This is a genomic window from uncultured Holdemanella sp., assembly GCF_934772795.1.
Taxonomy (GTDB): domain Bacteria; phylum Bacillota_I; class Bacilli_A; order Erysipelotrichales; family Erysipelotrichaceae; genus Holdemanella.
Map to the genome: position 1 here is coordinate 17,477 of NZ_CAKVMR010000007.1, position 13,309 is coordinate 30,785.

At 34.9% G+C, this 13,309-nt stretch carries 19 protein-coding genes; 15 read left to right on the plus strand and 4 right to left on the minus strand.

Annotated features, from left to right (window positions below):
- Positions 1–9: 9 nt before the first annotated feature.
- The 5 genes from sufU to Q0F04_RS02770 are packed head-to-tail and all read left to right on the plus strand — an operon-like array spanning position 10 to position 4,018.
- Positions 10–456 (plus strand): Fe-S cluster assembly sulfur transfer protein SufU, encoded by a 447-nt coding sequence (gene sufU, locus Q0F04_RS02750; protein ID WP_117571484.1) that lies wholly within the window; start codon positions 10–12, stop codon positions 454–456.
- Positions 449–1,852, plus strand: a complete 1,404-nt coding sequence (gene sufB, locus Q0F04_RS02755; protein WP_295749887.1) for a Fe-S cluster assembly protein SufB — start codon at positions 449–451, stop codon at positions 1,850–1,852. Before sufU ends, sufB begins: the two co-directional genes overlap by 8 nt.
- Positions 1,845–2,342 (plus strand): 5-formyltetrahydrofolate cyclo-ligase, encoded by a 498-nt coding sequence (locus Q0F04_RS02760; RefSeq protein ID WP_295749888.1) that lies wholly within the window; start codon positions 1,845–1,847, stop codon positions 2,340–2,342. Before sufB ends, Q0F04_RS02760 begins: the two co-directional genes overlap by 8 nt.
- Positions 2,339–2,959 carry a GDSL-type esterase/lipase family protein gene (locus tag Q0F04_RS02765; protein WP_295749890.1) on the plus strand — a complete coding sequence of 207 codons (621 nt, stop codon included), beginning with the start codon at positions 2,339–2,341 and terminating at the stop codon, positions 2,957–2,959. Before Q0F04_RS02760 ends, Q0F04_RS02765 begins: the two co-directional genes overlap by 4 nt.
- 15 nt (positions 2,960–2,974) lie before the next feature.
- Positions 2,975–4,018: a hypothetical protein gene (locus Q0F04_RS02770; RefSeq protein ID WP_295749893.1), complete on the plus strand. Its 1,044-nt coding sequence runs from the start codon at positions 2,975–2,977 to the stop codon at positions 4,016–4,018.
- On the opposite strand, the gene Q0F04_RS02775 is transcribed toward Q0F04_RS02770, so the two are convergent.
- Together Q0F04_RS02775 and Q0F04_RS02780 are read right to left on the minus strand one after the other, a co-directional pair.
- Positions 4,015–4,485: an HD domain-containing protein gene (locus tag Q0F04_RS02775; protein WP_295749895.1), complete on the minus strand. Its 471-nt coding sequence runs from the start codon at positions 4,483–4,485 to the stop codon at positions 4,015–4,017. The genes Q0F04_RS02770 and Q0F04_RS02775 overlap by 4 nt on opposite strands.
- Positions 4,486–4,542: 57 nt before the next feature.
- On the minus strand, positions 4,543–4,755 hold the full coding sequence (locus Q0F04_RS02780; protein WP_040466022.1) for a cold-shock protein: 213 nt from the start codon (positions 4,753–4,755) through the stop codon (positions 4,543–4,545).
- A 215-nt stretch (positions 4,756–4,970) separates the two neighbouring features.
- Between Q0F04_RS02780 and Q0F04_RS02785 the strand changes: the two genes are divergently transcribed.
- On the plus strand, positions 4,971–6,413 hold the full coding sequence (locus Q0F04_RS02785; RefSeq protein WP_295749897.1) for a leucine-rich repeat domain-containing protein: 1,443 nt from the start codon (positions 4,971–4,973) through the stop codon (positions 6,411–6,413).
- Between the two features lie 108 nt (positions 6,414–6,521).
- Here Q0F04_RS02785 and Q0F04_RS02790 read toward each other — a convergent pair whose 3' ends face one another.
- Both Q0F04_RS02790 and Q0F04_RS02795 read right to left on the minus strand, forming a co-directional pair.
- The gene (locus tag Q0F04_RS02790; protein ID WP_295749899.1) at positions 6,522–6,653 is read right to left on the minus strand and encodes a hypothetical protein; all 132 of its coding nucleotides are present in this window, start codon (positions 6,651–6,653) and stop codon (positions 6,522–6,524) included.
- A 38-nt stretch (positions 6,654–6,691) separates the two neighbouring features.
- Positions 6,692–7,183: a type II toxin-antitoxin system PemK/MazF family toxin gene (locus Q0F04_RS02795; protein WP_295749901.1), complete on the minus strand. Its 492-nt coding sequence runs from the start codon at positions 7,181–7,183 to the stop codon at positions 6,692–6,694.
- A 292-nt stretch (positions 7,184–7,475) separates the two neighbouring features.
- Here Q0F04_RS02795 and Q0F04_RS02800 point away from each other — a divergent pair, with 292 nt between their 5' ends.
- From Q0F04_RS02800 to Q0F04_RS02840, 9 genes are read left to right on the plus strand one after another with little or no spacing between them, the layout of a single operon-like run.
- Positions 7,476–7,892, plus strand: coding sequence for a hypothetical protein (locus Q0F04_RS02800; RefSeq protein ID WP_295749903.1), 417 nt, complete (start codon positions 7,476–7,478; stop codon positions 7,890–7,892).
- Positions 7,876–8,190, plus strand: coding sequence for a PadR family transcriptional regulator (locus Q0F04_RS02805; protein WP_295564253.1), 315 nt, complete (start codon positions 7,876–7,878; stop codon positions 8,188–8,190). The genes Q0F04_RS02800 and Q0F04_RS02805 overlap by 17 nt, the downstream gene beginning before the upstream one ends.
- Position 8,191: 1 nt before the next feature.
- Positions 8,192–9,079, plus strand: a complete 888-nt coding sequence (locus Q0F04_RS02810) for a DUF1700 domain-containing protein (protein WP_295749906.1) — start codon at positions 8,192–8,194, stop codon at positions 9,077–9,079.
- Positions 9,072–9,542 (plus strand): hypothetical protein, encoded by a 471-nt coding sequence (locus Q0F04_RS02815; protein WP_295749909.1) that lies wholly within the window; start codon positions 9,072–9,074, stop codon positions 9,540–9,542. Before Q0F04_RS02810 ends, Q0F04_RS02815 begins: the two co-directional genes overlap by 8 nt.
- A 55-nt stretch (positions 9,543–9,597) precedes the next feature.
- Positions 9,598–9,741, plus strand: a complete 144-nt coding sequence (locus tag Q0F04_RS02820) for a hypothetical protein (protein WP_295749911.1) — start codon at positions 9,598–9,600, stop codon at positions 9,739–9,741.
- Positions 9,738–11,333, plus strand: a complete 1,596-nt coding sequence (locus tag Q0F04_RS02825; protein WP_295749913.1) for a lipopolysaccharide core heptose(II) kinase RfaY — start codon at positions 9,738–9,740, stop codon at positions 11,331–11,333. The genes Q0F04_RS02820 and Q0F04_RS02825 overlap by 4 nt, the downstream gene beginning before the upstream one ends.
- An 11-nt stretch (positions 11,334–11,344) precedes the next feature.
- Positions 11,345–11,839, plus strand: a complete 495-nt coding sequence (gene lspA / locus Q0F04_RS02830) for a signal peptidase II (protein ID WP_295749916.1) — start codon at positions 11,345–11,347, stop codon at positions 11,837–11,839.
- Positions 11,821–12,735, plus strand: a complete 915-nt coding sequence (locus Q0F04_RS02835; RefSeq protein WP_295749918.1) for an RluA family pseudouridine synthase — start codon at positions 11,821–11,823, stop codon at positions 12,733–12,735. Before lspA ends, Q0F04_RS02835 begins: the two co-directional genes overlap by 19 nt.
- Positions 12,732–13,214: a dCMP deaminase family protein gene (locus tag Q0F04_RS02840; RefSeq protein ID WP_295749938.1), complete on the plus strand. Its 483-nt coding sequence runs from the start codon at positions 12,732–12,734 to the stop codon at positions 13,212–13,214. Before Q0F04_RS02835 ends, Q0F04_RS02840 begins: the two co-directional genes overlap by 4 nt.
- Positions 13,215–13,309: the final 95 nt, after the last annotated feature.

The following is a 13,309-nucleotide window of genomic DNA, read 5'->3' on the forward strand; positions in this document are numbered from 1 at the left end:
AGCTTAATTATGTCAAATATTGATCCAATGTTGATGCGCCAGATTATTATGGATCATTATGACTATCCTCGTAATAAAGAATTGACAAAAGACAGTGGTTACATGTCACGTCATATGGCGAGTGATTCTTGTATTGATGATATTACGGTGCAGACAAAAATTTCAGATGGAAAAATTGATGATATTCGTTTTGATGGGGTTGCCTGTACGATTTCAACGGCTTCGACTTCAATTATGTCTGAATTATTAAAAGGAAAGACAACACAAGAAGCAAAAGAAATCATGGACAATTATTTCAAAATGATTGATCAAAAAGAATATGATGAAGATGTTTTAGATGAGGCCATAGCGTTTCAAAATGTCGGAAAACAAGCCAATCGTATCAATTGTGCCACAATTGGATGGAAGGCTATGCGTGAAATGATTAAGGAAAGTGAGGATGGAAAAGATGAGTAACGAAAAAGATATCGCACTTTCTAGTGAATATGAATATGGTTTTCATGATGAAGATGTCAGTGTTTATAAAACCCAAAAGGGATTGAATGAAGAAACAGTTCGTACGATCTCAAAAATCAAAAAGGAGCCTGAATGGATGTTGCAGCTAAGACTTGATGCATATCATTCTTTTGAAAAGCAACAAAATCCAAATTGGGGTCCAGATTTAAGTGAAATCAACTTTGATGATTACACATACTACATCAAACCAAGTGATAAACAAGAAAAGTCATGGGATGAAGTGCCAGACACGATTCGTAATACGTTTGATAAGCTAGGAATTCCGGAAGCGGAACAAAAATTCTTAGCCGGTGTATCTACACAATATGAGAGTGAAGTTGTATATCACAATATGTTAGAAGAAGTAGAAGAGAAGGGGGTTATCTTCTTGGATACGGATTCTGCATTAAAGGCATGTCCAGATTTATTAAAGGAATATTTTGGTAAACTTGTTCCTTATACAGATAATAAATATGCAGCTTTAAATACGGCTGTATGGTCTGGTGGATCGTTTATTTATGTACCAAAGGGTGTGAAGTTGGAAAAACCACTTCAATCGTATTTCCGTATTAACTCTATGCAGATGGGACAATTTGAAAGAACATTGATTATTGTAGATGAGGGTGCTGATGTGCATTATGTAGAAGGGTGTACGGCACCGACATATTCAAAGGATTCTTTGCATGCGGCTGTTGTAGAAATCTATGTACATAAGAATGCGAAATGTCGTTATTCAACGGTACAAAACTGGTCAAGTAATATCTTGAACTTAGTTACGAAGCGTGCAAAAGTATTTGAAAATGGACACATGGAATGGATCGATGGAAACGTTGGTTCGCATGTAAATATGAAGTATCCAGCTTGTATCTTGGCTGAGCCATACGCAAAGGGAACAACAATTTCAATTGCGGTAGCCGGTGAAAACCAGATTCAGGATGCGGGAAGTAAAATGATTCATTTGGCTCCTCATACTTCGAGTACAATTATTTCTAAATCTATTGCGCGTAATGGTGGTGAAGTAAACTATCGTGGTTGGGTAACACATTCTAAAAATGCGGCCTATGCCAAGAGTAAAGTTGAATGTGATACTTTGATTTTAGATAAGAAATCACGTAGTGATACAGTTCCAATGAATGTATCTTATAATGATACGTCTCAAATTGAGCATGAGGCGACAGTTTCAAACATTAGTGAAGAACAATTGTTCTATTTGATGTCTCGTGGTTTAACTCGTTCTCAAGCCACTGAAATGATCGTTATGGGATTCTTAGAACCATTTACGCGTGAACTTCCAATGGAATATGCGGTTGAGTTGAATCAAATGTTGAAGCTAGATATGAGTGACAGCATTGGATAAGCGTAAAGAGTGTATTCAAAGGCGTAGTTCATTAACAAATTCTAAAAGAATTGAAAAGGAAAAGGCAATCACAAATTGTGTTTTGCCTTTTTTAAAAGGAAAAATAGGAACGTATATTCCAATTCGCTATGAAGTGGATGTGTATACAATGTTTCGTGATAAATTTGACTTATATATTCCTAAGATGTTAGATGATACTACGATTGCCTTTTATTCGGATCATGAAGAAAAGAGTAAGGGTCCATTTTCAACGATTGAACCCATTGGAATACAGGAAGTAAAAGATTTAGATGTGATTTTAGTACCAGTCGTTGGATTCTTTGGTACATATCGAATGGGGTATGGAAAAGGCTATTATGACAGGTATTTAAGTAAAAGTTCTGCATTGAAGATTGGTGTAGCTTTTGATGTGCAGGAAACAAATTTTGATATTAAACCAACCGATATTAAGTTAGATATGATTATTACAGAAAGTAGGATTCTAAAATGAAGATATTATTCTATGGGGACAGTAATACGTGGGGTTATGATGCCTTGGATGCGTCTAGACAAAAAAATCGTTTTACACAATTGATAAAGCAGTCTTTTAAAGAACATGAAATCATTGAGGAAGGTTTATGTGGTCGAACATTGTGTTTGGATGATCCATATGATGCGGATCGTAATGGGGCAAAAATGATTTCAATGGTTTTAAAGACGCATGCTCCCATTGATGTTGTGTTTATTATGTTGGGTACAAACGATGCGAAGCGTCAGTTTTCAACGAATTCTATATCAATAGAGAAGGGGATTCGTACTTTGATGTATAGAGCCTTAAATCCGGAAAACTATCGTGATGGATCTAAGTTACCTAAGTTTATTGTGGTGTGTCCACCTAAAATGAATGTGGATGGATTAAAAAATGAAAGAACAGCTAGTAATTTTGGTCAAGCAGGTTTTGATATTTTAGAAAATACAAAGCCATACTTAGAAAAGGGTTGTTCTGGTTTGAATGTAGAAGTGATTGATACGAGTGCTGTAGCTGGAAGTTTGGATGGGATCCATATGGATGAAAAGGGTCATACACTTGTGGCGGATGCCTTAATATCTATTATTAAAGAATTATAAGAAGGGAGATCATCAATGAGTGCTTATACAAATGGTTTAGCGTTCTGGAAGCATTTTGAAGAAAAACAGGGTGCAATTATTAATTGTTTAAAGGCCGAACAATATGAAGAGTTAAATGAATTAATTCAAGAATTGGATGAAGAGGTAATGGAAATTAGTGGTGCCCATTTCTTTGTCGAAAGCTTTTATGATTCTTTTGAGATGACTTTTGACACTGGTCCAAATAAGACAACACAATATTTATGTCAGATGCTTTGTGACATTGCACCTAAGAGTGTGAAACAAAACTGGATCATGAATGCGACTTTACCGCCTATGTCGCAAAAGGCAATTCAGGCTATGGTTCAGATCAAAAATGAGGAATATACTTTGGCAGATTTTCATGTCTTTTATCAAATTGAAAATGATATGTTGGATTGTAAAGTATATTGTCCTGGTTTTAACTTGATTGGTAATCCGGAAAATAAAAAAGAAATGAGTATGTATCTTGTGGAGCTTGCGATTGGGCAGCTTGCGTATGAGGCATATATTTGTCGTGTTGATTTTATTGATACACCAGACTCAGATATGAAGTTCTGTCAAATGATTGATTTTTATGAAGTGATTATGGGATTGGTAGAAAAGAATCATTGGAAAGTATATGATAAGCCAATTGATATTTATTCGGTATATCAGCCAATTCAGGATTTTGCGCACGATGCCTTAAGAAAAGATATGAAGCTTATTTTTACTACGCATCCTTTATTGGTGGAACAAACGATTGAGGAAAAGGAAGAAGTGCTTGCGGATCTATCGAGTAAAGATGGTGAGTTTGGTTATGTGTATTATTCAAATCCTTTCCATAATAAAGAAGATGCTTTGTATCGTCAGAAATTATCGAAACAATTGGATGAAGCTATTTCTAAGGTGCATGCAGGTAAAGCGGTTGGGGGAGCTATTGGTAAGAGCTTTTCCTACATTGACTGGATCGTGTATGATAAAGATGTATTTATGAAGGTGTTTAACCAATTAAAAAAACAGCTCGATGCGAGTGTCGAACTGTATTATCAAAAATTTTAATGACTTTGAATATCAGCGCAGGCGTTAAGCAGGCGCTGTCTTTTCATTCCTGTGATTTCTTTTTCGGGATTTTCTAGAAAACGTGCTAATACGTCAGCATCTTTTAAGGCTTCACATAGTGGTGAATCAAAAGAGTCTTTTTTGGAATGTTGACGAATCGCATAAGTAATATCATCAATTTCTGTAGTTTTAAATAGGCCACTTTCTTTTAAGTACTTATAGGCGTGAAGGCTTGATAATTTGGCATGTTGAGAATGTGGGCAGTTGTCTATAAATTGTGCATAGTCATGAAATAGAGCAGCTACTTTAGCTCGTTCTAGATTGGTGCCTCTTGCCATGGCAATAAATGTAATGGAAAGGTCCACACTCGCAGTATGGGTAAGGGCGGCTACTTTTAAATCTTCATTATAAATTTTGGCATATTGAGAATATACATATTCTTTTACTTTTTCATATCGCTCTAACATAAAATCCCTCTCTTTCATGAAAAAAGCGCACGATGTGCGCTTGATTCGAACAAATTTCTACGCAGCTGTATCTACAACTGTGACATTGTTAGCTTGTTGTCCACGATCGCTTTCAACAACGTCATAAGTAACAGTTTGTCCTTCTTCTAAAGTTTTAAATCCTTCAGAATTAATTGATGAATAGTGTACGAATACATCTTTTCCATCTTCACTGGTAATGAATCCATAACCTTTTTCAGCGTTAAACCATTTTACTTTACCTGTGCTCATGCCTATACCTCCTGGACTAAGCCAATATCCTTTGACCGTTAAAATAGAAAGTATTTGCATACAATAGCATTTATCACAATCAGAATACGAGTCTAATCCTTAACTGCTTTCATTTTAGCATTTTCTAACAACATTGTCATTAAAAAAACCATTTTTATATAGTTATTATGTTATATTTTGATTATAATGAATATATAAAGGAGGGCATTTATTTTATGCTTATTCAAGATGATGCGTTACGTAGTGTAATTGCGCGTACTTTGCGTGTTAAAGAAGAAGAACTAACCGAAGATTTGATGAAGGAATTGATCCATTTAGAAGTACAGGATCATGAAATAGAGACTCTAGAAGGTTTGCAGTATGCGGAGAATCTAGAAACTTTAAATGCGAGCAATAATAAGTTACAGACGTTGGATCCAATCAAGGATTTACATAATTTAGTTTGTTTAAATGTTTCTCGAAATCAATTAAGAGATTTACAGGCTCTACATGGTTTTAGACAACTAAAAAAATTAAATATTTCAAGAAACAATTTATATACAATGGATATTTCAAGCGTTGCTGCAATGATTGATTTGGAAGTATTGAATCTTTCAAAGGCGAAAGTTGATAGCTTGATTTATTTAGAGCATTGTAAGAAGTTAGAAGAGGTTCATATCAATACTGAAAATGGTCCTTTTAGCTATGCCATCTTAGGTGTACTCAAGAAATTAAAGAAATTGGATATGGGTGGTATGCGTTTATTCAATATCGAAGATTTAACATATCTTTCTAATGTTGAAGAATTGGATTTAAACACAAACTTAATGTCCGATTTAAGTCCATTGTTGTCAATGAAAAACTTGAAGAAATTGAATGTTTCTAACTGTCCATATTTAAAGGATTATTCTGTATTAAAGGAATTTTCAAATCTTAAATCTTTGAATATTTCTTATAATGAACCAGAACACTTTACTTTCTTGAAGGAATTAAACCACTTAGAATCTTTGTCTATGGAACAGTCTGGATTTAAAGATATGTCTTTATTGAATAACTTGGGTGATTTAAAAGAATTGAATGTTTCTAAAAACCGTTTAAAGAATCTAGAAAAATTCACAAATGTTGAGCATTTGGAAAGTGTAGATGCGAAGTTCTGTCAGTTAACTGAAATCAATTTCTTAAAGAATGCGCATCAATTGAAGCATTTAAATTTGTTCACAAACCGTATCAAGGATATTCGTATTTTAAAGGATGCCAAAGACATGGTGTATTTGAATGTGGGTCGTAATGATATTAAGGATATTACTTGTTTAAAGGATATGAAGCAATTGGAAATCATTTCTTTGGAAAACAATAATGTTAAAGATTTGACACCATTAAAAGAACTAACAAACCTTTGCGATGTGGATCTATACAACAATGTCATTGAAGATTTAACACCATTAGAACATTTAGAGTTTATTTCTTATTTGCGTTTGGATCACAATGCGATTACAGATTTAACTCCATTATCTAAACTTAAATATTTGCGTTCACTAACTTTGAAGGCAAACTACATTACAGATGTAACTCCATTAAAAGATCTAGAATTATTAGAAGCTTTACGTTTGGATGATAATCCAATCCAGGATACAAGCGTACTTGAGAGTATGGAGTTCTACGAAAAATTTACTAACTAAGCCAAATCCCCTTTACATAAAGGGGATTTAATGATTTTATGTTGTATTATATCTTAATTAGGTCTTAAAAATTTGAAATTGCATTCAAAATCTCTTCTTCAGCATTAATTAAGCAGCCATAGATTTGACATTCACACAAAGATTTGATAATAAAGAAAAGCCACTGAAATAAATCAGTGACTTTCTACATGGCGCTAAGGCCGTTGTGTAATAATCAATGGCGCCAAGGCCGTTGTTCATAAGTATATTAACATCTCATAACTCTAAAGTCAAAAGATTTACTTTGTAAATAATTCTATTAATTTATTATCAAGTACTGTCATGATTTCATCTGAAACTCTAATTTTTAAAATGGGATCATACTTGTTTATTGGTTTAAGAACTCTTAATTTGCTGATTGTGGAGATATTTTGTACCATTGCATAGGAGTCAACACCCATTTTTTGATACATTTTGGCAACAAAAATAAACTTATTTGCATTATCTAACATTGCTTTTTTCTCTTCATCTGTAACATTTTTTATGTTCTCTATGAATTCATTTAATTGTTTATCTAAGAAAGGGATTGCTTCATTAAGAAAAAAATTACCGATTGGAACATAATAAGGCTTATTTTTTGAACTTAATGGAATTACCGTTAGCACACCATTATTAGGTGAATCATTTTTCGTTAAAACGATAGCTAAATGTTTCCCCTTGATTTCACTACCCATAGATGGTGAAAATTCCACCATTACAACACTTCCGCGTTTAAATCTTTGAAATTTCATTTTATTTTTCCTTCTTTAATTCTTTCATATTCCATCTGAGCTACTGTATCCACTGTATGTTGACCTTTGTTATCCAGATACCTATATGTTTCCAGGTGTTTGTGTTAATACATTAAAGGATCAATTAGCACTATATATTATTTCACCTATATTCTACTAAAATCTTCGTTAGATAGATATTTTAAAATAAAGTGAATATTCGATGTTAAATTCATCTAAATCAAATACGTATAACACAGTACTTGACAATCCAAGGTAGTGTGTATATTATAATAGCGTACGAGGTGATATTATGCAGCCAAGAGCGGTAATTTATTGTTCTAAGCATGGGGCAACAAAAGAATATGCGCAGTGTTTAGGTAAAAAAATGAATCTTCCTGTGATTTCGATTGACCATATTTCAGGATACTCCTTTCAGAATATTCCAGTGTATTTTTGTGGTTGGGTTCGTAATGGAAAAATCATGGGATTAAATAAAGCTTCAAAATTATTTATGTGTGTGCAAGTGATTGGTGTGGGTGCCATTGAATATAATGAGGCGTATGAAATGAAGTTGAAATATAAGAATGGGATTATGAATCCAAACTTTAAGTATGTACAGTCGATTCGTAATCTTTCATTGACAACTTTGGAAAAGATGTATGTAGATGTGTTTCAACCATCTTTAATGGGAAAGAATAGGGGTGGAGCGCATGAATACTCAATTTAAAAAAGGTGTTTTAGAATTGATTGTATTAAAGGCTATCGTATCCGATGATCTATATGGATATCAGCTTGTATCTCGTATCAATGAGGTAATTCAAGTAAATGAAGGTACGATTTATCCTTTATTGAAGCGTCTGTCGAATGATCATTTATTGGAGTCATATTTAAAAGAGTCTACGGAAGGTCCTCCTAGAAAGTATTATCACATCACTAGTTTGGGTCTTGAAAGATATGATGCGTTATTATCGGAGTGGACGGATTTTTCAGATAGTGTAAATGCATATTTGAAAGGAGTGGAGTAGGGTGTTAAAAAAGGAATTTTTAGATGTTTTAAATCAGAAGTTATCATTGATTAGTGATAAAGAAAGAGAAGACATCATATTAGAATATGGAACGTATATTGATGACAAGATTGCTGGTGGTGTTACAGAAGAAGAGGCTGTTGCTGGCTTTGGTGATGTGGATGAATTGGTAAAAGACATTTTAGATGCATATAAAATCAATACGGATTCAATGGATCCATTCTCAAATCGTGCGGATAAAACGATTGATAAGGTATATGCCAAGGTGGAGGAATTGTTTTCTAAGCTTGGTAATTTTTCAATGAATGAAATCTTTCATATTTTATTTGATGCGATTGTCTTAGTATTGATTTTGTTGATTGGAAAAGTCATTGTGGTAGATATTTTATGCCAATTCTTATTGTCGATGATTTTTTCATTCTTTGTCGGATTCTATATGATCACAGATTTTATGTTGAGTTTATGTCGCATTCTATATTTATGTTTAGCCATTTATTTCTTTGTGAAAGTTATGGCGAAAAGAGTGGAGCGTTATCGTTTGCATGCGCACAACGTGGGTGTGATGGACGACATCAAAGATACTTGGAATGATAATATTAAATCGAGTGATTTACCTCCAACGCCTGAGCGCCCTTTATATCATGAAAGAAAGCCAAGACATCTTGAATCCGATGTCTTAAAGGTCATCTTAGTCTTGGCTATGATTCCTGTAGCGTGTGTGTTGATTGGCAGCGGCATTGGTTTAGTGGTATTGATTTATGTCAGTGCTATGTATGCCACAACAAGTGCTGGATTATATTGTATGGACATTGCCTTTATATTAGGAAGTTTGGCAATCCTATTGATGTTAGTTCGTGCATGGCCAAAGAGGGTGGATACAAATGCGTAAATTAGGTGTATTACTTGTTGTTTCAATCTTATTATTTGTGATTGGTTGTGGAACGTTTGTATATGAATTGAGTCAAATTAGTCCAAATCAAATTGATTTGTCCAAAGAAACGCAGACTATGACAACGACAATGCCAGATAGCTGTCATTTATATACAAAGACGTATTTAAGTTCGGTTGGCGATGTACGTGTCGTTGTGGATGAAATGGTGGAAGATGATCAATTACCGGATAATTCGTTGGTGATCACATATCCTAAAATGCTTCATGTTGTGCAGGATGAGGATAAATTAGATTTGCAGATGGATGATTATGAAATGTCAAAGAATCTTCAAACCATTTTTAATACGTTTAAATCAAAGAGTTATGATGAGTATTGTGCAAAGAATAATGAAATTCATGTAAGTCTTCGATATGGTAAGGCATTAAAGGATAAAATTACATTGGTAGATGACTACTATTAAGGAACAGTTTATACTGTTTCTTTTTGATTTCTAACAAGTGTGTTAAAATACTGTTATGGTGAAAAATAATAGGGACTGGAGTCGTTTGTTGAGAATGATTCTGGTGGATGATAAAAAGAAGTCAAATTCGCTAAGGGATTTAAAAAGGGGTAAAGTGACAAATACGCCTTTACGTAGAAAGCAGGATGTGAAACGATGAGTGATACGAATACGATGTCAACGAGTGCAAGGTTTGCGCAGATTGTATCTATATTAAGAAAGCATCATATCCAAAAGGGTATGGATCCCGTTAAGTTTCGTATGATACTTGAAGACTTGGGTCCTACTTTCGTTAAGATTGGGCAAATCATGTCGACAAGACAGGATCTATTTTCCCAGCGGTATTGTAAGGAATTAATGAAGCTTCGCTCGCAGGCAAGTCCCATGCCTTTTTCTATGGTTGAACAAATCATTCAAGAGACGTATGGCGATTTGTTTCAAGAAGAGTTTGAAAGTATTGATGAGATTTGTCTAGGTTCCGCATCGATTGCGCAGGTGCACGCTGCTACTTTGAAGTCTAAAGAAAGAGTTGTGCTAAAGATTCAGCGCCCTAAGATCTACGAGTGGATGGAACGTGATGTGGCCTTGTTAAGAAAGGCTGTTAAGATATTGAATCTTTCAGATATTGTATCAAGCGTAGTAGATCTAGATATGGTCATTGATGAATTTTGGACAACCGCAAAGCAGGAGATGGACTTTACGATTGAGGCTCAATTTGCGAAACGCTTTAAGAATGAGTATAAGGATTGTAAGTTTATTGATGCGCCAAAAATCTATGATGAATACACAAGAAAGAATATTCTTGTGATGGAATATGTGGATGGTATTGAGATCAATGATTCTAAAGAATTAGATGAGCTTGGATATGATCGTAGTGAGATAGCGGATAAATTGGCGTTTAATTATATTTCACAAATTATTGAGAATGGTTTCTTTCATGCGGATCCGCATTCGGGAAATCTAAGGATTCGTGATAATCAAATCGTATGGATCGATTTTGGTATGATGGGAACTTTAGATGCGAATGAGCGTGAAACAATGAAGGAGGCTGTTCGAGCAATTGCCTTGCGAGATACACAAAAGCTTGTGGATTGTATCTTGATGATTGGGGATTGTAAAAAGGAGATTGATTATACGGCTTTTTGTGCGGATATGGATCGTTTCGTGAATCAATATTTGAGTGTTCCATATTCAGAGATTGATGTCGCAAAATTGATCCAGGATATGTTTTCGATTTGTCATGTATATTCGATTTCTTTGCCAAAAGGCATTAGTATGTTAGCTCGTTCCATGATGACAATTGAAGGAACACTAACAGCTTTAGATCCGAATATGAATACGATGAAGATTGCGATGAGTCATAAGTCAAGTTTGACACAGATTGACTGGAAAAAAGAAATCAAGTCAACGGCTAAGCGTAGTATTGATGCGCTTTCTCGTTCGATCGATATTCCTGTGCAGGCAAGTGATGTGTTGAAGATGGTTCAAAGAGGACAGATCAAGGTCAATTTGAATCTAATGGGTTCGCAAGCTCCACTTGCCAAGATTGATCAGATGGTGAATCGTTTGATCGTATGTGTGTTGATTGCGGCTTTGGTTATGGGTTCAAGTTTGATTTGCACGACAAAGATGAAGCCGATGATCATGGGTATTCCTGCACTTGGATTTTTTGGGTATATTATTGCGCTTGGCATGAGTGTATGGTTGTTTTTCAAGATGTTGTTTTTGCATCGAAAAAATAAGTCGTTTTAAAGGGGAAGTATATGAAAAAAGGTAAAACTGCAGTGGCTTCACTATTGATTGTGTTGGTCACTTTGGGACTGGATCAATGGACAAAGTGGGCCATTGAGAGGTCTATCGCATTAAATGATTCGGTTGAAATGATCAAGCATTTCTTTTATTTGACATATGTTCGTAATACTGGGGCAGGTTTTAGTATGTTTGCGGGTGCTGGTATGGGCTTTTTTGCCGCACTAACAATCATTGCCTTAGTGGGTATGGTTTATATGTTTTTTAAAACGGATGATTCGCGTTATCAGATTTGTTTGTCTCTCGTTTTTTCGGGAGCTATTGGAAACTTTATTGATCGTATGACGCTAGGCTTTGTAAGAGACTTCTTTAGTTTCTATATTTTTGGCTATCCATTTCCCGTATTTAATGTAGCGGATATCTGTATTACAGTGGGTATCGCATTAATATTAGTAAGTATGTTTATAGATGATAAGAAGGAGCATGAGAGATGGAAACAAGAATCTTAAAGATAGATGAAGATACTAAATTGGATCGTTTGGATAAGGTTCTTGCGGAAAAATTGGATTTTTCGCGTAAGAGAATTAAGGATTTGTTGGATGAAGGAAATGTCTTGGTCAATCAAAAGGTGATGAAGGCAAGTTATAAAGTTTGTGTAGGAGATGAAATTGAGGTTTCTATTCCTGAACTCGATTCTACCGAAGTTCTTCCTGAACCTATTGATTTAAATATTGTATATGAGGATCATGATATTATTGTGATCAATAAGCCAAAGGGTATGGTTGTACAACCGGCTCCGGGTCATTATTCTGGAACTTTAGTGAATGCCTTACTTTATCATTGTAAAGATTTGAGTGGTATCAATGGCGTAATGCGCCCAGGTATTGTACATCGAATTGATAAGGATACGTCGGGATTATTGGTTGTTGCCAAGAATGATGTGGCTCACGAATCTTTAAGTCAGCAGTTACAGGATAAAACGTGTCATCGTGAATATGTAGCTATTGTACATAATCCTTTTACGCATGAGCATGGTACGATTCATGCGCCAATTGGTCGTGATGATAAGGATCGTCAGAAGATGGCGGTTACCGCAAATAATTCGAAAGATGCGATTACGCATTTTACAGTATTAGAAAACTTTAAAAAGTTTGCGTATATCAAGTGTCAGTTAGAGACGGGTAGAACACATCAGATTCGTGTGCATATGCAGTATATTGAACATCCAATCGCAGGAGATCCTAAGTATGGTCCAAGAAAAACAATTCAGGCCAATGGTCAGTTGTTGCATGCGTGTGCTTTGGAGTTTGTGCATCCTACAACAAATGAAAAAATGCGTTTTGAGATTGGTTTAGAACCTACTTTTGAAAGAGTTTTAAATGAACTTAGAGAAGGTGAAGAATAATGCGTGACGATGTATTAAGTTGGGATCAATATTTTATGGGCATGGCTCATTTGAGTGCAAAGCGTTCAAAAGATCCAAATACGCGTGTAGGCGCTTGTATTGTCAATCCACAAAAGCGAGTGGTTGGACTTGGATACAATGGTTTTCCTTATGGTTGTGAAGATGAGGAGTTTCCTTGGCAAAGAGATGGTGAATTTCTTGAGACTAAGTATCCTTATGTCGTACATGCCGAATTGAATGCGATCTTAAATAGTATTCAAGATCTTCATGGTTGTACTTTATATGTTTCATTATTTCCTTGTAATGAATGTGCAAAGGCCATTATTCAGGCTGGTATTACTTGTGTTGTATATGAAAGTGATAAGTATGATGGAACCGAAGGCAATATTGCCAGTAAGCGCATGTTTCATGAGGCAGGGGTAAAGCTTGTGCAGCTACCTTATGAGATTGATGTAGAAACAAAGATCAATAATCGTTAAGTCATCCTAAATTGGATGGCTTTTTATTTTGAAATGGATTGAAAATTGTGTAACAAAAAAGACGAAGTTAGCAAATTTATAACCATTCTATAACC

Coding starts and splice junctions, on each gene's coding strand:
- Q0F04_RS02795 (WP_295749901.1), bottom strand. CDS start 7,183: ATGAAATTTCAAAGATTTAAACGCGGAAGTGTTGTAATGGTGGAATTT.
- Q0F04_RS02805 (WP_295564253.1), top strand. CDS start 7,876: ATGAATACTCAATTTAAAAAAGGTGTTTTAGAATTGATTGTATTAAAG.
- Q0F04_RS02820 (WP_295749911.1), top strand. CDS start 9,598: ATGGTGAAAAATAATAGGGACTGGAGTCGTTTGTTGAGAATGATTCTG.
- Q0F04_RS02790 (WP_295749899.1), bottom strand. CDS start 6,653: ATGAACAACGGCCTTGGCGCCATTGATTATTACACAACGGCCTTAGCG.
- Q0F04_RS02825 (WP_295749913.1), top strand. CDS start 9,738: ATGAGTGATACGAATACGATGTCAACGAGTGCAAGGTTTGCGCAGATT.
- Q0F04_RS02780 (WP_040466022.1), bottom strand. CDS start 4,755: ATGAGCACAGGTAAAGTAAAATGGTTTAACGCTGAAAAAGGTTATGGA.
- Q0F04_RS02785 (WP_295749897.1), top strand. CDS start 4,971: ATGCTTATTCAAGATGATGCGTTACGTAGTGTAATTGCGCGTACTTTG.
- Q0F04_RS02765 (WP_295749890.1), top strand. CDS start 2,339: ATGAAGATATTATTCTATGGGGACAGTAATACGTGGGGTTATGATGCC.
- Q0F04_RS02835 (WP_295749918.1), top strand. CDS start 11,821: ATGGAAACAAGAATCTTAAAGATAGATGAAGATACTAAATTGGATCGT.
- lspA (WP_295749916.1), top strand. CDS start 11,345: ATGAAAAAAGGTAAAACTGCAGTGGCTTCACTATTGATTGTGTTGGTC.
- Q0F04_RS02815 (WP_295749909.1), top strand. CDS start 9,072: ATGCGTAAATTAGGTGTATTACTTGTTGTTTCAATCTTATTATTTGTG.
- Q0F04_RS02775 (WP_295749895.1), bottom strand. CDS start 4,485: ATGTTAGAGCGATATGAAAAAGTAAAAGAATATGTATATTCTCAATAT.
- Q0F04_RS02800 (WP_295749903.1), top strand. CDS start 7,476: ATGCAGCCAAGAGCGGTAATTTATTGTTCTAAGCATGGGGCAACAAAA.
- sufB (WP_295749887.1), top strand. CDS start 449: ATGAGTAACGAAAAAGATATCGCACTTTCTAGTGAATATGAATATGGT.
- Q0F04_RS02770 (WP_295749893.1), top strand. CDS start 2,975: ATGAGTGCTTATACAAATGGTTTAGCGTTCTGGAAGCATTTTGAAGAA.
- sufU (WP_117571484.1), top strand. CDS start 10: ATGTCAAATATTGATCCAATGTTGATGCGCCAGATTATTATGGATCAT.